Here is a 19310-nt window from a genome sequence, read left to right on the forward strand (position 1 = left end):
AGAGAAGAGAAATTAGAAAATAAGAAAGCCACGAATGCACTAATAATTACTGCATTCGTGGCTTTTTTATTTTCTAAATTTAGTTTTACTTCACTTCAATATCGCTAAAGAACAATTCAAAACTTCCGTCTGGGGATTTATGGGATTTTGCGATTTTTAAGCCCTGGAAATCTTCAAAATCTTCCCAGGTGGTGGGCATTTCCCGGTTTCCATCAGCCGATTTATAGATCCATTCTTTTAATAAGAGATCATCTTCATAATAAACCACGTAGGTGTCACCAGGAGTATAACCACCCTTATCTTTATAAGCAACTTCCAAATAGTTCATCTCTTGCTTGCTAATGGGTGCAGTACCGGTTTTTTCTTCAGAAATCTCGGCATCACTCCAAACCATTTGGTAAGGGAATAGCAGCCAGTAAGAATCGTTGATAAACTTCTGATCTATATCTTTATGATCTTCAGTAATACTGTCGGTTTTGGTGTAAGTGCGGCTAATATCGCCTTCAGTAAGCCTAATCTCATCGGTTTGCGGTTTCCAGGTCCAGGCGCGGCTGGTTCTAATTGAGTCTTCAACCCTAACATTAAAAGTAAATTGAATTTCCTCAACTTCCTCAAAGTTATTTAATCCATGGGCCTCCGCGATTTGTTGTTGAATGCTTTTATCTGCTTCGTTATCAACTTCTTTTCCGACTTCGGTTTCGTTATTCTTACAGCTAATTAAGGCTGAAATTAAAAAAGTAAAAAGTAGTATTTTTTTCATTGTGTTGGTTTTCCTGGAAAGATACAAAAAACTGGGTTTATATGGCATTAACGCTCATTCCGCCATCGGCAACAATATTTTGCCCTGTTATATAAGAAGATTTGTCCATCGCTAAAAATGTAATAATCGCTGCCATTTCACTAGCTTCTGCAACACGATTTAAAGGCGTTCTTTTGATAATGGGATCCATTCTCTCCCTTTCACTCAAAAGTCCTTTAGTGAGCGGCGTAACAGTGAACCAGGGCGATACCGCGTTCACGCGAATGCCATCGACAGCCCACTCAACGGCAAGGCTTCGCGTTTGTTGCAGTAAACCTGCCTTAGACATTGCATAAGGCGTGCCCGTGCCAACATCCTGAATTGCTGCTGAAGAGGCTATATTTACAATCTTTGCGTTACCACTTTTCTTAAGCAGGGAATGAAGTTTTCGGCTTAATTCAAAAGGAGCGTTGAGATTTATTTCCATCACTTTTCTGAATTCTTCTTCTGAATAATCATTTGCTTTTTTTCGAATATTAATCCCGGCATTATTCACCAGGATATCCAGTTTTTCCCAGTGTTTTTCAATATAATTATAAACTTTTTGCCGGTCTTCAGCAAGGGCTACATCGGCTACCAGGCCGTGTACTTTTTTACCGTATTTTGATAATTCTTCTAATACGAGGTCAATATCTTTTTGAGTTCTGGACGTAAATAGCACTTCTGCCCCCAGTTCGAGAAATTCAAGGACAGTTGCTTTTCCTATTCCTTTGGTGCCACCTGTTACCAGGGCGGTTTTATTATTAAGATCCCACATAAGTATTTTTTAAGCTCGAAGATAAGGTTTTACTCAGAAAATAAGATTCAAAAATGTTCTAAGGTTTAGTACCAAAACAAAAACCCTTTGAAATTTTCAAAGGGTTAATGGATTCGATTAAATTATTAATTACAGATTGCGTCCGGTTAATAATTTATACAAAATTAGAATTACTGCTATTACGATTAGGATATGAATAATGCTTCCCAGGTCAGGAAATGCAAAATAGCCAATAAGCCATCCTATTACTAATAATACTACGATAAGCCATATTAAATCTTTCATATCGGTTGGTTTTTTGTAGCTAAGCTACGTTGGTTAATTCTCTATACAAGTTAATAAATAAATTCGTGATTTTAAAAAAAAGGAAAAATATAATATTTTGATTTATAGTCTTCTACCGTTCTTATGTTAGATACAAAACATATTGATTCCTTATTGTTTATCGAATTTATAGAATAAGTCTATTAGGAAGATATCTTTTAACTAGTGTTTAACTTAAATGTTAAAAATTTTGAGGATTGAGAATAATAGCGGCGGCTCGTTCTTTTATATTAACTAGTTCATCTTCAGGTTTTTTATCTAACATTTTGAGCATCATCATCATTCTACGGTTATTTTGAAAAGATTCTCGCTTATCATCTAAAAAATTCCAGTATAAACTATTAAACGGGCAGGAATTCTTTCCGGTTTTTTTCTTTACATCATAAACACAGCCCTTACAGTAATTGCTCATCTTATTGATGTAAGCTCCACTTGAAACATAGGGTTTGGTGGCTACAATACCACCATCCGCAAACTGACTCATTCCACGGGTGTTCGTGATTTCTACCCATTCTATCGCGTCTATATAAATCCCCAGGTACCAGGCATCAACTTCATCTGGATGGGTTTGGGTGAGTAGCGCATAATTTCCGGTTATCATTAAACGCTGAATATGATGCGCATACGCGTTATCAAGGCTTTGCTGAATGCTGTGTTTCAGGCAATTCATTTTAGTATTGGCGTTCCAAAAGAATTCCGGTAATTTATTCTGATTATCAAGCTTGTTTGTTCGTTTGTAACCGGGCATTTCTTTCCAGTAAATGCCACGCATATATTCGCGCCAGCCTAGAATTTGCCTTACAAAACCTTCTACCTGCGAAATATCCATCTCATCTTTATTTTCCCTCCAATGGCCAATTACCGAATCTATAACCTCTTTTGGATGTAGCATCTTGGTATTTAAAGCAAAAGATAGTCGTGAATGAAATAAATAAGCCTCATCGGTATGTAACGCATCCTGAAAATCCCCAAAATGAATAAGCAGGTTTTTATAGAAATAATTCAAAACCGAAAGTGAATCTTCCCGGCTGGTTGGCCAGTTAAATTTTTCAGGATTAATATTTCCAAAACTATTAATTCCGGCTTTTTTTATCTCCCTGAGTAGTTCTGAAACATCTTTTCTAAATCCGCGTTCGTGTGGAACTTCAGGAGCGCCTGTCCATTTCTTACGGTTAGATTTGTCAAAATTCCATTTTCCTCCTTCAGGATCTTCACTGTTTAGCATAAGCACGTCATATTTTTTCCGCATATCACGGTAAAAATATTCCATGGTCATTTGCTTTTTTCCTTCGTAAAAAATGGTAAGATCATCTCTTGAAGTGAGAAAATGCTCAGTATCGTATGCTTCAGAATCTATGGATAATTGCTTGCAAAAATCTTTTAGCTGAACGTCCAGCCTGTATTCATCGGGAAGTTGGTATTCGAATTTCTCAATTTTGTATTTAGAAATTAACCATTTCAGGTTCTCAGGTAAAGTTTGCTTATTGTTTTTATCGTTGATCTTAAGGTAAATTACTTCGTGCTCACGTTCCTTTAAGTATTCAGCAAAATTCCGCATCGCGCTAAAAAATCCAACTATCTTCTGGATATGGTGTACCACATAATCGGTTTCCTGCTTCATTTCCATAAAAACGTAAAGCAGATTATCCTGTTCTTCTTTAAACCAACTATGTTGATGATTAAGTTGGTCTCCTAAAATCAGCCTTAAAGTCTTTATTCTTTTAGCCATAATTCCTGAAATTTTTGGTGTGGCTCATAGCGTTCTGCCTGGCTTTTAATATTGAATTTCCTGTCGCGTGGATCATTGCCCACACCGCTGTTGTACATCCAGTTTCCCCAGTTACTGTGCACATCATAATCTATAAGCAAACTTTCAAAATAAGCGGCGCCAACACGCCAATCCTGTTTTAGTTCTTTAGCCCAGAAACTGGCAACATTCTGCCGGCCGCGATTGCTCATAAATCCTGTTGCGGCAATTTCTTTCATATTTGCGTTAACAAAAGGTTTATCGGTTTCTCCGGAAATCCATTTCTTCCTGGCTGTTTCGCTATTGCTCCATTCCAGATCTTTACCCAGAATTCCTCCAATTTTGAATATTTTATCACCGTGTTTCAGGGAAATGAATTTAAAATAATCACGCCATACAAGTTCAAAAATAAGCCAGTAGGTATCTTCGTTTTTGATGATCTCATTTTCAAATTTTTGTACTTGCCAGTAGATTTGTTTTGCTGAAATGCTCCCGTTGGCAAGCCATCCCGAAAGTTTGGAGCTGTAGTCTTCGCCAATTAATCCGTTGCGGGTTTGTTTATATTTCGCCAGGTTTTCAGTTTGCCAGAAATACTGCTGAATTCTCTTTTTAGCCTGATTTTCGCCACCTTTAAAAGGAAAAGCGCTTCTTAAATCTTGCTGAAATTCTTCCAAACCAAGTTTTTTTAGGTTAGGAACTTCAGTCTCATTAATCATATTGAAGCTTTCTTCATTTAATGGTTCAGGAGCCGGCGTGCAATTCCTTACCGAAACTTTGGTTTCAATCTTTTTTCTGAAGTTGGTAAATACCTTTGGAATTTCATTAAAATCCGAATACGGTATATCTTCAGGATGAAATAAAAACTGATCGTAATAAGTTTTAAACTGAATATTTTCTGAAACTGCATTTTTTACTCTGGAGATTAGGCTTTGTTCCTCGCTGGTCCATTCTTCTTGAAGGTAAATAGTAGAAATGGAATGCTGCTGAAGGAATTCTGGTAATCGATTTTCAGGTTTTTCATAGTGAATAAATAATGGAATATTTAAAGCCGCTAGATTTTCTTTTAATTCGGTAATCGATTCTATTAAAAATTTTGCTCGAAATTTTCCGATCTTTTTAAAACCGAATTCAGTTAGCTCAAACTTCCGGGGATCAAAAAAGTAAATACCAATAACCTGCTCATGTTCTTCGCAGGCCTTTGATAAAGGTAAATTATCTTCGCTGCGTAAGTTGTTTTGAAACCAGACTAATCCTGTACTCATTATTTATTTCTTCTGCATTTTTCACTACAATAAATCACTTCTTCCCAATTCTTTTCCCATTTCTTACGCCATTTAAAAGGTTTTTCACAAACCGGGCAAATTTTTTCCGGAAAATCGCCCTTTTTTAGCGTTTTCACTTGATCAGTCTTCTTTTTTAAAAAACGACTTGATTTCCTGTTCCGGCCTGGCGTAGTGAAACCGATCCAGGAGATTTGGAAGCGCATAACCGTCTAAACCATTTATGGTGACCGTTTCGGCATCATCAAGCCTTAACCAGCCATCCGGGGCCTGAATACCTTCATCGAAATAAATATGTTCAATGGCCCCAATTACCATAACGGTATCATTTTCCTTGATAAAATATTCATTCACGAATTTGCAACCTAACTTAACAATAGACTGCTTAACATAGGGCGCATAAAAACTATCCAGGTATTCTTCTTCTAAGCCTGTTTTTTGAAATTCAGAAATTTCCTCTTCATATTTTGCCGCGGTTTGGTGAGCGCTTTCAATCATATCTTTTTGAATATGATTTACCGTAAAATACTTATTCTCTTTAATGTTTTTATAGGTGTTTCTTGGTACAGCTTTAGTAGGGCGGGTAATAAAACCAAGTAGCGCGGGATTGCTGCCCAAATGAGTAACTGAGCTAAAAACCGCAACATTAGCTCCATTTTCAGCAGATTTGGTAGCGATAAGATTAGCCGATTTATAGCCGGTAACGCTATTAATAAGGTTTAAGCGGAAAAGCTTTTCCATAGCCGCTATTTCTTCTGAAGTAATATGTTGCATAGAATTGATTTAATAAAAAAGGTGACTAAAACTAAAAATGCCTGTTATAGACAAATTTATGTTTTAGTCACATTAAGACTGTAATCATTAGCTTTTCTTTATAAATTGATTAGCCTTGATTTTCCAGTTTATTGATTCGCATTTCGTATTCTTCCATAGCTTCACGAACCGCATCTACATTGTCTGAAGATTTTTGGTGGGCATCGTTCATAGCTTTCTCCAACTCCTTGTCGGGGTGTTGAAACAAATCGGTAATCACGTGGTTTATCTTATCGATAATACTTTCCTGGCTATTTTTAATATCTTCCAGTTTGTTAAGCGTAGACCTCATTTGTTCAATTTTCGACTCATCCATATTTCTTACATTTTTTAGGGTTGAGTAATAAATTTACTTCTTTCTTTATAAAGCAAAAGTCCAATTAACCTGTTTTTAAGGAGATTTAATCAAAAATTAAGAGTTTTTCTTCTTAGATTTTCCAGCATCATAACTCGGATAATCTGTATAACCTTTCGGTCCGGGAGTATAAAAAGTATCTTCATCCCAGTCGGCTAAGGGTGCATTTTTCGCAAAACGTTCGGGTAAATCTGGATTGGAAATAAAAAGCTTGGCAAAAGAAACCATATCGGCATTGCTTTCCTCTATAATTTTATTTCCTGATTCCTGGTCAAAGCCCGCGTTAATTATTAGTTTTCCTTTATAAATAGGACGATAATGCTTTGCGATATTAGGTTCCAGATAAGGAATTTCACTTACATCGGTGAAAGGTTCAGAGAGATGTAAATAAGCGAGATCGTAGGCGTTCAATTTTCCAATAACATAATCAAAGGTGGGAATTGTTTCTTCAGAGGCGATGATTCCAAAAGCATTATGCAATGAAGGATTTAATCTTACGCCAATATGGTTTTCGGGCCACACTTCACTAACAGCTTCAAGTACATCAAAAAAGAAGCGTGCCCGGTTTTGGATACTTCCGCCGTAATCATCGGTCCTAATATTGGCATTTTTATTAAAGAATTGATGAATAAGATACCCGTTAGAAGAATGTATTTCTACCCCGTCAAATCCTGCTTTCTTAGCATTTTCTGCCGCGTTTTTAAAATCTACAACCGTTTGTTTAATATCGGCAATGCTCATGGCCTGGGGTTCTACCGTATCTTCAAAACCATCTGGAGTGTAAGCCTTGGTATCGGGATTTACCGCGCTTGGCGCCAAAGGTTTTTCACCTTCGTGAAATTTAGGATGGGAAATACGGCCACAATGCCATAATTGTAGAAATATTTTTCCATCATTTTTGTGGACTGCAGTGGTTACTTTTCCCCAACCTCTTACCTGACTTTCAATATAAATCCCCGGCGTATTTATATATCCTATCGCAGCTTTAGAAATTTGTGAACCTTCAGAAATTATTAGTCCGGCGCCGGCACGTTGGGCATAATATTCAGCGTGTAATTCAGTTGGTGCATTATCTTTATTATCGGCTCGGTTCCGTGTCATGGGTGCCATAATTACCCGGTTTTTCAATTCCAGGTCGCCAATGTGAACCGATTTTAATAAAGCTTGATTTTTAGTCATAATATTTACTGTTTTACTCTCGAATTAAGTTTTGAAATTCTATCAAATTTTTTTCCAATGAATAACTTTAAAAGCTTTCTTAAGCTAGTATGCAATTAAATTTAAGGCAAGCAACTCGTAAGTGCTGTTAATTAAATGGTAAATAGGCTTTTCTTAAAGCATACAAGAATGCCTAAAGTCAGTAGAAATAAGTATTTTCGTAATATAAATTCGCATCTTCCTTAAGCTGATTTCTTTTCTTTTTGTAAGATGCACAGCAGGCACTTATGCAAACACCAAAAAAAATTGCCATTGTTGGCTCAGGATTGGTTGGATCTTTACTCGCTATTTATCTAAGAAAAGCCGGGCATCAGGTTGAGGTTTTCGACCGAAGGAAAGATGTTAGAAAAGTAGAATTTTCTGGCCGTTCCATAAACCTGGCGATGTCTAATCGCGGTTGGAAGTCTTTAAGGGCGGTGGGTATAGAAAAAGAGATTAAAAAACTTGCGTTACCATTAGATAAAAGGGCGATGCACGTTAATGATAAACCCCTTTATTATCAAAAATATGGAAAGGAAGAGGAAGCCATTTTTTCAATTTCCCGGGGAGTTTTAAACCGTAGAATGATCACTCTGGCTGAAGAGGCCGGCGCAAAATTTAGGTTTGAAGAAAAAGTTTGGGACATAGATCTGGCCGAAGCCAAATTGTATACCGGCGAAAGCGAAAAAGGGGAGTGGAAAGAATATCAATTCGACCTTATTTTTGGTGCTGATGGAGCTTTTTCCAGGGTTCGGCATAAAATGCAAAGACAAAGCAGGTTTAATTATTCGCAGCATTTTATAGATGTTGGTTATAAAGAATTGAGTATTGGACCTAATGAAGACGGCAGTCATAAACTGGACAATGCTTCATTTCATATCTGGCCAAGGGGCGAATTTATGCTTATCGCCATGCCTAATTTAGACGGAAGTTTTACCTGTACCTTATTTATGCCTTTTGAAGGTGAAAATTCTTTTGAAAGCATAAAGACTGAAGCTTCTGCAGATGCATTTTTTAAAAAACATTTCCCCGACATTAATGAAGAAATTGAGAACCTGAAACGGGATTTCTTTAGAAACCCAACCAGTAGTATGGTTACCATTAAGTGTTTTCCCTGGTCTTATTGGGAAAAAGTGACTTTGGTTGGCGATTCGGCACACGCGATCGTGCCATTTTACGGGCAGGGAATGAATGCCGGCTTTGAAGATATTTTGGCCTTGAGCCAGAAAATGAAAAAGCACGGAGACGATTGGGAGCGGATTTTTGAAGAATATCAAAACGAGCGGAAACCCAATACCGATGCTATTGCGGAACTTAGCTACAGGAATTTTATAGAAATGAGCAGCAAAACCGCAGATCCCGATTTTTTACTTCGGAAGAAAATAGAAAATTGGTTCTCTAATAAACATCCTGATACATGGGTGCCATTGTATTCAAGAGTTACTTTTTCAGATAAACCGTATGCTGAAGCTTTAGCTATTGGGGATTATCAACGAAAAATCATGGATGAAGTGATGGAAATTTCAGGGATTGCAAAGAAATGGGATTCGCCCGAAGTTGAAGAGAGAATTCTGAAATTATTAGATGACAAACCTGTTTTTTCAGTTTGATTTTTCATCAAATTCAGGTTCAATATTCAGGCTTTCATAAACGGCTTCCATGGTTTTGTGATCTTCAGTTAACACCACCAACATATCATTAGCTTCAACTACCGTATTTCCATTTGGCGTAATAAACTGGTCATCCCTTGAGATCATTGCGATAATTGCCTTCTTCGGAAAATGCAAGTCCACAATTCTTTTTCCTACCGAATGATTTTGTTCCGGAATATTTATTTCCCTTAAAAAAGATTTAGCGCCATCGGCCATAAAAGCGTCTACCGGCGATTTTTGCTTGGCCTGCATCGGTAAAGCTACACTTAGCCATCTTGCTACCACAGATAAGGTAGTTCCCTGAATAAGCACCGAAGTTAGTGATACAAAAAATACAATATTAAAGATCATATCTGCTTTTTCAATTCCGGCAAGCAGGGGATAGGTGGCAAATACAATAGGAACGGCACCACGAAGTCCTACCCAGGAAATATACCAACGCCGGCGCATTTTCATTTTAAAGAAAATTAAACTTAAAAACACCCCCAATGGTCTTGCGATAAAGATGAGGAAAACCGAGATAAAGATACCTACGCCTATAACCGGAACGATATGCGACGGATAAACTAACAAACCTAAAGTAAGGAACAATACAATTTGCATTAACCAGGCAAGGCCATCAAACATTCGCATAATGGTCTTTTTATGGATAATATCGTGGTTACCCAGATAAACTCCACTTAAATAAACCGCTAAAAACCCGTTACCACCAAGGGCATCAGTTGCAGAAAATACAATAAACATTAAAGCGATGGCAAGTACGGGGTATAAGCCTTCAAAATCTAAGCGTATTCTGTTAATAACGAGCCGGCTTAATTTACCGAAGATAAATCCAAGCGCCGCACCAATTAAAATTTGCTGAAGAAATAATGGTATAATGCTGTAAATACTTTTATCCTGGTTCACGACCAGGCCTAAAAAGGCGATGGTTAGGAAGTAAGCCATAGGGTCGTTACTACCACTTTCCAACTCGAGGGTAGGTCGCAAATTAGATTTTAACGCCAGGTTTTTAGCCCTTAAAATGGAAAATACAGCTGCTGCATCGGTAGAAGAAACAATGGCACCGAGCAACAAACCTTCATAGATCGTAAAATCTGTAATATACCAGACAAAGACACCTACGCTTACCGCGGTAAATAAAACCCCAAGAATAGAAAGTGAAATTCCCTGCCACATCACCGGTTTTATGGTTTTCCAACTGGTGTCGAGTCCACCGGAAAATAAGATGAAATTAAGGGCAACAATACCTATAAATTGGGCGAGTTGTGGGTCGTTAAAATAAATGCCTCCAATCCCTTCCGAACCCGAAAGAATGCCTACTGCAAGGAAAAGCACTAAGGTTGGTACGCCAAAACGGTAGGAAGTTTTCCCGGCAAGGATACTTATAAACAACAAAAGAGAGCCAATCAAAAGAATATTTTCTATGGTTATGCTCATTGTATATTGTTGTTTTTCTTACTAAGTGAGACCTGGAGTCCAAAAAGGTATTTTGCGCGGTAAAAATACATATTCAGCTCTATTAAATAAAGCTGAATATGTTTAATATTAAAAAATTAATTAGAAACTAATCGCCAGAAATTAATGCGAGCCTTCTTTGAGGATTTCAGGGAATTTTTCTTTAAAACGATTCAATCTCGGAATAGAAACCTTTTGAATATAAGGATTGTTTGGATTGTTCTTTTCATAATTCTGGTGATAATCTTCAGCTATCCAAAATTTTTGAAAAGGTAGTATTTCGGCAGCAATTGATTTTTCGTAATCTTTGGCTACTTCATTCTTCACCTTGTTTATAATATCTTTTTGTTCTTTATTCTGATAAAAAATAATTGAACGGTACTGCGAACCAATATCTGGACCCTGCCCATTTACCTGGGTAGGATCTTGAGAACCAAAATAAACCTCTACCAAAGTTTCAAAACTCACCACTTCTGGATCATAAATAACTTCTACAGCTTCAGCGTGGCCGGTTCTCCCGGTATTGCTGGATTCGTAAGTAGGGTTTTTAGTATGCCCCCCTGCGTATCCGGAAATCGATTCTTTCACTCCTTTTATGCTTTCATAAACAGCTTCTACACACCAAAAACATCCGCTGGCGAAATAAGCTTTTTCATATCCGTTTTCTGCCGGAACTTCCACGGGATCGGCATTAGCTATTTCTGGTTTAGTGACGGTTTTTTGCTGAGCATTATTTCCGCAGGAAATCAGTAAGAAAATAAATGTAGGTAAGAAAAATCGTTTCATTAAATTATTGTTTTTTATAGGTTCCTTCAAGCGTTTTTTTGCCATAAATGGCATAATCTATAGCGAGTTCGCCATCAATGTAAAAGCCTTTCCAATCTAATTCCATTTGGTCATTTTCACCGGGATTTAATACTGCAATGGGAGTATTAGTATCAAAATCCTGCCAGGAAAGATCTTTCTTAGTGTTTTTATTTGATGGGCTCACGTAATATATATTTACATTATTCCCAGATTTTGAATACCTGGCGTTTATATACATTTTATCTTCTAACAGGCATAATTCTGTATTGTTACTCATGTCAAATTCTATGCAGTAACAACTGCAATTCGCATCGCTTTCGTCCATTTTCACATAAATGGAGCCTGAGGTAATTGCTTCTGAATGTTCCTGTTTTTTGTTAGAATCTTTATCGGATGATCCCACGGATTCATCTTCTTCATTTTCGCTATACGTAATATCTGAATCTGATTTTTCAGAATTAGATTCAGAAGTCCGGTTATTTTCGCTCTGTTCTGTTTCAAAACTAGTCTCGTTCTCCTCGCTTCTATCTTTGTCTTTACAGGATGCTAAAACTAACAAAAGACAAAGTAGACTGGCATAAAATCTCATAATTATTGGGGTTAGTTAGTAGAAATAAAGGTAGTCCTTAAATAGATTAAATATGTGAAAAGCTTGTTAATCAATGCTGCATCCTGAAAACTAGAAATAAATGAGGTTGTAGGAAAGAGATAATTTCTTTTTATCAATTTTAAATTTAAATCGTGTGATTTATTAAATGATACCCTTTTAATTTAACAAATTTTTATAGATTTATATAAATATTAATAAGTTTTGGATATGATCTAAAGAATAGTTTCTTGATAATACTGTGAACTTTAAAAAAAAATAGGTGGAAACAGGACTCACCATCCAAAGTCGAACATGCGAAAGTGAACATCGACATAAAATAAAATAGTAACCGAGAGCGAACTTACTTACCGAAAATCGAGAGAGTAGGTAAATAATTAACCCAAATCAAAATGAAAGATAAAATAAAATTACTTTCCGTTATAATCCTGCTAACAATTAGCCTTCAATCCTGCAGTACAGACTCTGAAGAAACTACAATTGATTCCACGGAACTGGAGCAAGAGCTGGCGTTAGAAAATAATGGCTTTCTTAAAATTGAATCGACCACCTACATTTTTAAAAAGACTGGTGAGATAGTCAAATTTGAAAATGATGACAGACAATTTAACTTTAAGTTCTTGAATGAATTATCATATGAAGCAGCGGCAACCAGCAAACATGCTATTGAAGGACTAACAGTAACTAACCCTGAAACAGAAGAATATTTAATATTCTCAAATTTTGAAGAATTAAAAAGCGGTTTTTTAAAGTTTGATGTAGAATTTAGTACGGGCCAGACGCTCTCGTCAGTATTGTATAAGCCAGGCAAAGCGAATGCTTCTTCAAATAGGTGGCACGGAGATCCTATGCTGGATGAACCTTCTCCTGTTGTAGGTGCTATGATCGAACTTTCGCAGGAAGAGCTTGTAGGAAAATGTAGAGCAGCATTTGAGGTTTGCTCTAACACCAATGGAGTTCCTACAGTCGCGTTAACTAATGGAAAAGGATGGTTTGCTGAAATTGAGGCCTGCTCGCTGGAATGTCATGATTAAATATAAAAAGTGAGATACCTGAAATTAATTCGTTCAGTCAAACCACAGATTGATTATTAGATTAATTAAACTAAAAAAGCCTCCCAAATGGAGGCTTTAGTTATTATATCAAATTTCGCCGATTAAACTTTGGCAAAAAGGTTTTGCATTTTTTCCTGCTCTTCTTTTGCAAGTTCTTCGTCTACAAGAATTCTCCCGCTATGCTCATCGGTAATAATCTTTTTTCTACCGGCAATTTCCATAATTACCTGTGGTGGAATGGTAAAGTAAGAACCTCCGGAAGCACCTCGTTCTACAGGAACAATTGCAAGTCCGTTTTTAACGTTGGTTCTAATTCTTTTATAAGCATTTACTAAGCGTTCTTCAATATTCTTCTCGAATTCTGCAGATTTCTTGATAAGCGCCTGCTCTTCTTTTTCAGTTTCGGCCAGGATCTCGTTAAGTTCGCCTTTTTTATGTTCCAGGTGTTTTTTCCTTTCTTCAAGACGTCCTTTAGTCTGGTCGATCACCTCTTTTTTCTGCTCAATTTGAGCCCGGTATTCTTTGATGTGTTTCTCGGCAAGTTCTATTTCCAGTTCCTGGAATTCAACTTCCTTGCTAAGCGCATTAAATTCGCGGTTGTTACGCACATTTTTTTGCTGCTCAGCATACTTTTTCATGGTCACTTTAGACTCATCAATAAGATTTTTCTTACTCTTTATGTCGTTCTCGATTACCTCAATATCGGCATCCATTTTGTCCAAACGCTTGCTCAATCCGGCTACTTCATCTTCCAAATCTTCCACTTCTAACGGAAGCTCACCGCGTACGTTCCTTATTTCATCAATTCTGGAATCAACCAGTTGAAGGTCGTACAACGCTCTTAACTTGTCTTCTACAGTAACATCGTTCTTTTTTGCCATAGTTATATATACTTGATTGGATTGGTGTTTGTCTCTCCTAAAATAAGTGCAAAATTACTAATTTTTTTTGTAAGATAAGAATGTAATAAATCTTTTGTGTATTGCTCACTTTCATAGTGGCCAATATCGGCTAAAATAAAGTCTTTATCGGCTTTGTAAAAGTCGTGATATTTTAGATCGGCAGTAAGATAAATATCAGCCCCGGCAGCTTTTGCCTGGTTAATGGCAAAACTACCGCTACCTCCTAAAACCGCTACCTTTTTAATGGGTTTGTCACGCAATTCAGAATGCCTTATACAACCACAATTAAATTCACTTTTTATACGGTTTAAAAAGCTTTTTTCATCTTCGGGAGATTCCAATTCTCCAATCATTCCCATTCCCAAATGCTGGTTTTTATTATTTAGTGTACTTACTTCATATGCTACTTCTTCATAAGGATGGGAGCTAAAAAGAGCCTCAAGTAGGTTTTTCTCCAAATGCGAGGGATAAATAAGTCCTATTTGAGTTTCTTCTTCCAGATGTACTTCCCCGCGTTTGCCAATTACGGGATTGGCTTCTTCATTGGGTTTAAAGCTGCCCTCTCCTTTTAGATTAAAACTACAATTATCATAATTTCCAATGCTCCCTCCACCGACCTCAAAAAGTGCTTTTCTAACTTCTGCAGCCTGGTCATTTGGGACAAAAGTGATAAGTTTTTTTATACTGTCTTTCCGCGGAATTAAGATCTGCCGGTTTTTAAGGCCTATTTTTTCAGAAATCATATCGTTCACGCCTTTATATTGATTGTCCAGCGCGGTATGAATGGCGTAAATTGCGATATCGTTTTTAATCGCTTTAATCACTGTTTTTTCTACATAATCTTTTCCGGTAAGTTTTTTTAATCCCGAGAATATGATGGGATGAAAACTAACAATTAGGTTGCAATTTTTCTCAATGGCTTCGTCTACTACACTTTCTAAAGTGTCTAAAGTGATAAGCGCACCGGTTACAGTTGTGTTTTTATCACCAACCAAAAGGCCTACATTGTCAAAATCTTCGGCGTAAGCAGCTGGTGCAAATTCTTCAATTATATCAATAATTTCTCTTACAAGCATCTTGTTTTTTGGTTTTTATAAACGTAGCAGGTCGGTTTTTATTAATTTCGTAGTAGTTGTAGACCAACTTCAAATATAATTATTATAGCCCGCCCTTTATGACGATTTTACGAAAAATGCTATTTCCTTTTTCTTTAATGTATGGTTTTATCATCTGGACCAGGAATTTGTTTTATAACTCCGGAATTCTAAAATCTAAAGCCTATAACTTTCCTGTAATTTGTGTAGGGAACCTGAATACAGGAGGAACCGGAAAATCACCAATGATAGAATATTTGATGAATTTTCTACTGCCAGATTTCAAGGTAGCGACTTTAAGCAGGGGCTATAAACGTACCACCAAAGGCTATAAAATACTAAGTGGAAGGGAGAGCACAAATGAAGTAGGGGATGAGCCTTTGCAATTTAAAAGAAAGTTTAGTGAAGCCATAATCGCTGTAGATGCCGATAGGCAAAACGGAATTGCAAAACTTCAGGAGGAAAATGCTGAAATTATATTGCTGGACGATGCTTTTCAGCATAGAAAAGTTAAAGCGGGACTTAATATCTTACTCACGGCTTATACAGATCTTTATGTGAATGATTTTATGCTGCCTACAGGATATTTGCGCGAACCAACTGTTGGAGCTGACCGGGCTAAAATAGTTATTGTCACCAAGTGTCCTCCAAAACTCACAAAGCCCGAAATGGAATCGATAAGGCGTAGGCTCAGATTACAGAATTATCAAAAACTCTATTTTACTTTTATTGCTTACGATAAAGAAATTGTTTCTGATGAAAAAAAAGTACAATTAAGCAGTTTAAAGGATAAGAAATTTACACTTGTTACCGGAATTGCAAATCCGTCGCCTCTTGTAAATTATTTGGAAGAAATGGGACTGGATTTTAAGCACCGGGCGTTTAAAGATCATCACAATTTTACCGAAGCTGAAATAGCGCAATTAAAAAAGGAGCAACTTCTATTAACCACCGAAAAAGATTACGTACGGCTGCATAAAAAAATTGAAATGGGACGCCTATTCTACTTACCTGTAAAGACCGCATTTTTAAATAAAGAAGTAAAATTTCAGCAGGAAATATTAAAATTTGTGCATAAAAAATGAGGTGAATTCACACCTCATTTTTCTTTTGGCTAATTCAAACTATATATGGTTTTTTCGATATATAATTCAATTAACCAGTGTTTTACAAAGCGTATGCCAAAGGTTTAAACAGTGCTTTCCTTAAGTGCCAACTGCCTGTTAATTTTTAGAAAGAATTCTTCTGTTTTATAAGGCTTCGGAATAATATCGCTAAATCCATTTAAAAAGAACTCGTCCAGATTCTCATCTAAAGTTACTGCGGTTAGAGCGATTATAGGAATTTCAGAGTTGAATTTCCTGATTTCTTTTGTGGCTTCAATACCGCTAATTCCCGGCATATGAATATCCATAAGAATAAGATCGTATTCCTCTTCTTTGGTCTTGTCTATAGCAATAGTTCCATTATCGGCAACTTCACAAATTACCCCTTGTTTTTGCAAAATCTTACGGGTAATCATCTGGTTTATTTTATTGTCTTCAACAATAAGAATGTTTTTACCTTCTAATTTATCTTCAACTGATGCTTCTTCTGTGATTTGCGGACTGTTGTTATTTTCAACCTCCTTGGCTTCAAATTTCAACTGAAAAGCAAATGTAGAACCTTTGCCTAGCTCGCTCTTTAAGTCTATTTCACTCCCCAGCAAACTAAGCAGGTTTTTTACAATAGAAAGTCCAAGTCCCGTACCGCCAAATTTGCGGTTAATTTGCGTAGAGCCTTGTGTGAAATTCTCAAAAATGGCTTTTTGTTTCTCCTTGCTAATACCTTCACCATTATCTTTAATTTCAAAATCCAGTAAAACGATATTTCCTTCCCGGCTATTATTGGAAACATTAATCCATATATCCCCGTCTTCGGTAAATTTTATAGAATTCCCGATGAGGTTTATAAGAATCTGAGATATTTTTAATGGATCTCCTTTTAATTCCTGCGGAATGGTATCATCGAAATTAAAATGTATTTTAGTGTTCTTTTCGTCGGCTGAATTTTTTAGAGCTACCAACACATCAGAAATCCGTTTTTTAAGATCGAAAGAAGCTTCCATGATCTCCACTTTATTGGCCTCAAGTTTATTAAGATCCAGAATGTTGTTAATAAGGGAAAGTAAATATTCTCCCGAGAATTTAAGCGAATTAAGATGTTCTTTTTGATTTTCGGTAGGGCTCTCTTCTAACAACAAGTGTGTGAGGCCGGTTACCGCATATAAAGGAGTTCTTAACTCGTGAGTAATAGTAGATAGAAATTGCGCCTTGGCCAGGGAAGCTTTTTCGGCATTTTCTTTGGCTTTGGTCAACTCGGTATTTTTCTTTTGAAGCAACTCGTTGGCACGGGCCCTTAAGTTGTTGTTTTTGTATAAAGAAAGCGTTAGGAGGGATAGAATAGTGATAAGCGCTACACTCAGGATGGTAGTAAGTTTATTCACCTTTAAATTTCTTTCCTGCTCGGCATTTTGAAGACTTAATTCATTTAAACTGCTTTGTAATGCATCTACACCATATTTAGCGTTCGCCTGTTCTGCCAGCACTTCTTTATTCATTGCAATAATAGAATCTTTACGGGCATTGCTTTTTTGAAGAAAGGCTAAGGAAGATTTAAAGTCCCCGGTTTCTTCGCGTATTTGGCTCAGTAGATTATTGGCAGTCATAATCATCCCTCCAAAATTTTGAGCGTAAGCAATATCAAGAACCAGTCTACTATTTTCTTCGGCCAATTCGTGATTTTTCAATTTTAAATGAGCACGGGCAGTATAGTAGTAAAGTCGCGACAGTTCATATAGCTTGTTAGAATTAGAGAGTCTGTTTTTTGCTCTCTCAAGAAAGCTTAGTGCCTGCCTTGGCTGATTTTGAGTATTGAGAACTATAATTGCCCGGTTTAAATCTACGATTCCCAGGTATACTTGGTTATCCTGTTTTAGATAGATCTCTTCAGCGAGATTTAAATAGCGATCGGCCCTTGTTTTATCCAATTGAGCCATAAAAATTTTTGCGAAATTTACATAACTATAAGCCAAACCTTCCTGATCGTTAATTTCTCTTTGAATAGAAATTGCCCGTTGTAGTTCAGTAATAGCTTTATTAAAATCGTGCCTTAAATAGTAAAGTTTGGCGAGAATACTACTGGAAAGGGCAATAGCACGCTTATCGTTTATTGATTTTGAAAGTTCTAAGGATGAATTAAGTTGCTCTATTGCATGGTCAAAATCCAGCATATTTACTGAAACTTCAGCATCGTTAAGTAATTGTTGAATTTTCTCATTGGCTACTTCAACTTCTTCGGTTTCATCTTGCTGAATTGCATAGGAAAGATTGCACCAAAATGCGAAAAGTAGTATAAAAGTAAAGTTCTTCATTCGGGGGAATTCAGCTAAACGCTTAATCGTGTTAAATATAGCTATTTATCATTAATCATTGAAATTAAATCGATAAGACGACTCGAATATCCGATTTCATTATCATACCAGCCAATAATTTTAACTAATTTTCCACTAATTACAGAAGTCATTTGCGCATCAAAAATACACGAATGCGGATTATTGTTAATATCTATGGAAACAATTGGATCTTCGGTATAGCTAAGAATTCCTTTTAAGGAGGTTTCTGAAGCTTTCTTAAAAAGCGCGTTAATCGCCTCAATACTGGTTTCCTTACTCACATTTAAGGTCATATCGGTTAAAGAACCATTCGGTACAGGCACTCGAATTCCGCAGCCGCCAATAACATCGCTAATATCGGGAAAAATACCGGTTAAGGCTTTTGCTGCTCCTGTAGTGGTAGGAATTATTGATTGTCCCGCTGCCCGGCTTCTTCTTAGGTCACGATGAGGCTTATCGTGCAGACTTTGGTCTGAAGTATAAGAATGTATCGTAGTAATATATGCCTGCTCTACCTTAAAGTTTTCATGAATTAATTTTAGCATCGGAGCTGCATTATTGGTGGTGCAGCTGGCGTTCGAAATTATTTTCTCACTACCGTCAAGAATATGCTCATTTACTCCCAGGACCACCATTTTTATCTCATCGTCTTCTGGGGGAACAGATAAAATCACTTTTTTCGCACCATTATTAATATGATGCTGAAGATCTTTTGAAGTTTTAAATTTTCCGGTAGATTCTACTACTGTATCAACTTTATATTTACTCCAATCTGTATTTTTTGGGTGGGACGTATTTAATAGTGGAATTGATAAGCCATTTACGATAATATTATTTCCTTCAGAAAAAATTTCAGCGGGGGAAACGCCGTGAATACTATCGTATTTTAGTAAATGTGCAAGGGTTTTAGCATCGGCAAGGTCGTTTATTGCAACAACCTTTATGCTTTTATTTTCGATTAAAAGCCTAAAAAGGCTACGCCCAATACGGCCAAAACCGTTTATGGCAATATTGATGCTTTTATTCATTTAGT

General features: G+C 36.7%; 19 protein-coding genes. 3 read left to right on the forward strand and 16 right to left on the reverse strand.

Annotated features, from left to right (window positions below):
* Positions 1-85: 85 nt before the first annotated feature.
* From LB467_RS04135 to LB467_RS04175, 9 genes are all read right to left on the reverse strand, one after another.
* The gene (locus tag LB467_RS04135) at positions 86-760 is read right to left on the reverse strand and encodes a hypothetical protein (protein WP_224472759.1); all 675 of its coding nucleotides are present in this window, start codon (positions 758-760) and stop codon (positions 86-88) included.
* Between the two features lie 37 nt (positions 761-797).
* Complete coding sequence (locus tag LB467_RS04140) at positions 798-1556, reverse strand: SDR family oxidoreductase (RefSeq protein ID WP_224472760.1); 759 nt, start codon at positions 1554-1556, stop codon at positions 798-800.
* A gap of 129 nt (positions 1557-1685) precedes the next feature.
* Positions 1686-1841, reverse strand: coding sequence for a lmo0937 family membrane protein (locus tag LB467_RS04145; RefSeq protein WP_224472761.1), 156 nt, complete (start codon positions 1839-1841; stop codon positions 1686-1688).
* Positions 1842-2061: 220 nt separating this feature from the next.
* Complete coding sequence (locus LB467_RS04150; RefSeq protein ID WP_224472762.1) at positions 2062-3609, reverse strand: cryptochrome/photolyase family protein; 1548 nt, start codon at positions 3607-3609, stop codon at positions 2062-2064.
* A complete protein-coding gene (locus LB467_RS04155) occupies positions 3594-4889 on the reverse strand; it encodes a DASH family cryptochrome (protein WP_224472763.1) in 1296 nt (431 codons plus the stop codon). Before LB467_RS04155 ends, LB467_RS04150 begins: the two co-directional genes overlap by 16 nt.
* Entirely contained in the window at positions 4889-5026 is a 138-nt protein-coding gene (locus LB467_RS04160; RefSeq protein ID WP_224472764.1) for a DUF2256 domain-containing protein, read from the reverse strand. The genes LB467_RS04155 and LB467_RS04160 overlap by 1 nt, the downstream gene beginning before the upstream one ends.
* Before the next feature lie 4 nt (positions 5027-5030).
* Entirely contained in the window at positions 5031-5681 is a 651-nt protein-coding gene (locus tag LB467_RS04165; protein ID WP_224472765.1) for a flavin reductase family protein, read from the reverse strand.
* Positions 5682-5790: 109 nt separating this feature from the next.
* On the reverse strand, positions 5791-6036 hold the full coding sequence (locus tag LB467_RS04170) for a hypothetical protein (RefSeq protein WP_224472766.1): 246 nt from the start codon (positions 6034-6036) through the stop codon (positions 5791-5793).
* 96 nt (positions 6037-6132) lie between these two features.
* Positions 6133-7254 carry an alkene reductase gene (locus tag LB467_RS04175; protein ID WP_224472767.1) on the reverse strand — a complete coding sequence of 374 codons (1122 nt, stop codon included), beginning with the start codon at positions 7252-7254 and terminating at the stop codon, positions 6133-6135.
* Positions 7255-7520: 266 nt separating this feature from the next.
* Between LB467_RS04175 and LB467_RS04180 the strand changes: the two genes are divergently transcribed.
* A complete protein-coding gene (locus LB467_RS04180; RefSeq protein ID WP_224472768.1) occupies positions 7521-8882 on the forward strand; it encodes an FAD-dependent oxidoreductase in 1362 nt (453 codons plus the stop codon).
* Here the strand turns inward: LB467_RS04180 and LB467_RS04185 are convergent.
* The 3 genes from LB467_RS04185 to LB467_RS04195 form a co-directional block, all read right to left on the reverse strand.
* The gene (locus tag LB467_RS04185) at positions 8874-10361 is read right to left on the reverse strand and encodes a potassium/proton antiporter (protein WP_224472769.1); all 1488 of its coding nucleotides are present in this window, start codon (positions 10359-10361) and stop codon (positions 8874-8876) included. The genes LB467_RS04180 and LB467_RS04185 overlap by 9 nt on opposite strands.
* 141 nt (positions 10362-10502) lie before the next feature.
* On the reverse strand, positions 10503-11165 hold the full coding sequence (gene msrA / locus LB467_RS04190; protein WP_224472770.1) for a peptide-methionine (S)-S-oxide reductase MsrA: 663 nt from the start codon (positions 11163-11165) through the stop codon (positions 10503-10505).
* A 4-nt stretch (positions 11166-11169) separates the two neighbouring features.
* On the reverse strand, positions 11170-11775 hold the full coding sequence (locus LB467_RS04195; protein ID WP_224472771.1) for a hypothetical protein: 606 nt from the start codon (positions 11773-11775) through the stop codon (positions 11170-11172).
* A gap of 410 nt (positions 11776-12185) precedes the next feature.
* Here LB467_RS04195 and LB467_RS04200 point away from each other — a divergent pair, with 410 nt between their 5' ends.
* Positions 12186-12827 carry a hypothetical protein gene (locus tag LB467_RS04200; protein WP_224472772.1) on the forward strand — a complete coding sequence of 214 codons (642 nt, stop codon included), beginning with the start codon at positions 12186-12188 and terminating at the stop codon, positions 12825-12827.
* 122 nt (positions 12828-12949) lie between these two features.
* On the opposite strand, the gene LB467_RS04205 is transcribed toward LB467_RS04200, so the two are convergent.
* Positions 12950-13729, reverse strand: a complete 780-nt coding sequence (locus LB467_RS04205; protein WP_224472773.1) for a zinc ribbon domain-containing protein — start codon at positions 13727-13729, stop codon at positions 12950-12952.
* 2 nt (positions 13730-13731) lie between these two features.
* Positions 13732-14826 carry a Nif3-like dinuclear metal center hexameric protein gene (locus tag LB467_RS04210; protein ID WP_224472774.1) on the reverse strand — a complete coding sequence of 365 codons (1095 nt, stop codon included), beginning with the start codon at positions 14824-14826 and terminating at the stop codon, positions 13732-13734.
* A 98-nt stretch (positions 14827-14924) separates the two neighbouring features.
* Here LB467_RS04210 and lpxK point away from each other — a divergent pair, with 98 nt between their 5' ends.
* Complete coding sequence (gene lpxK / locus LB467_RS04215; protein ID WP_224472775.1) at positions 14925-15929, forward strand: tetraacyldisaccharide 4'-kinase; 1005 nt, start codon at positions 14925-14927, stop codon at positions 15927-15929.
* A 104-nt stretch (positions 15930-16033) separates the two neighbouring features.
* On the opposite strand, the gene LB467_RS04220 is transcribed toward lpxK, so the two are convergent.
* Together LB467_RS04220 and gap are read right to left on the reverse strand one after the other, a co-directional pair.
* Positions 16034-18256: a hybrid sensor histidine kinase/response regulator gene (locus LB467_RS04220; protein ID WP_224472776.1), complete on the reverse strand. Its 2223-nt coding sequence runs from the start codon at positions 18254-18256 to the stop codon at positions 16034-16036.
* 41 nt (positions 18257-18297) lie between these two features.
* A complete protein-coding gene (gene gap / locus LB467_RS04225; protein ID WP_224472777.1) occupies positions 18298-19305 on the reverse strand; it encodes a type I glyceraldehyde-3-phosphate dehydrogenase in 1008 nt (335 codons plus the stop codon).
* Positions 19306-19310: the final 5 nt, after the last annotated feature.

The organism is Salegentibacter tibetensis (assembly GCF_020164485.1).
Lineage (GTDB): Bacteria > Bacteroidota > Bacteroidia > Flavobacteriales > Flavobacteriaceae > Salegentibacter > Salegentibacter tibetensis.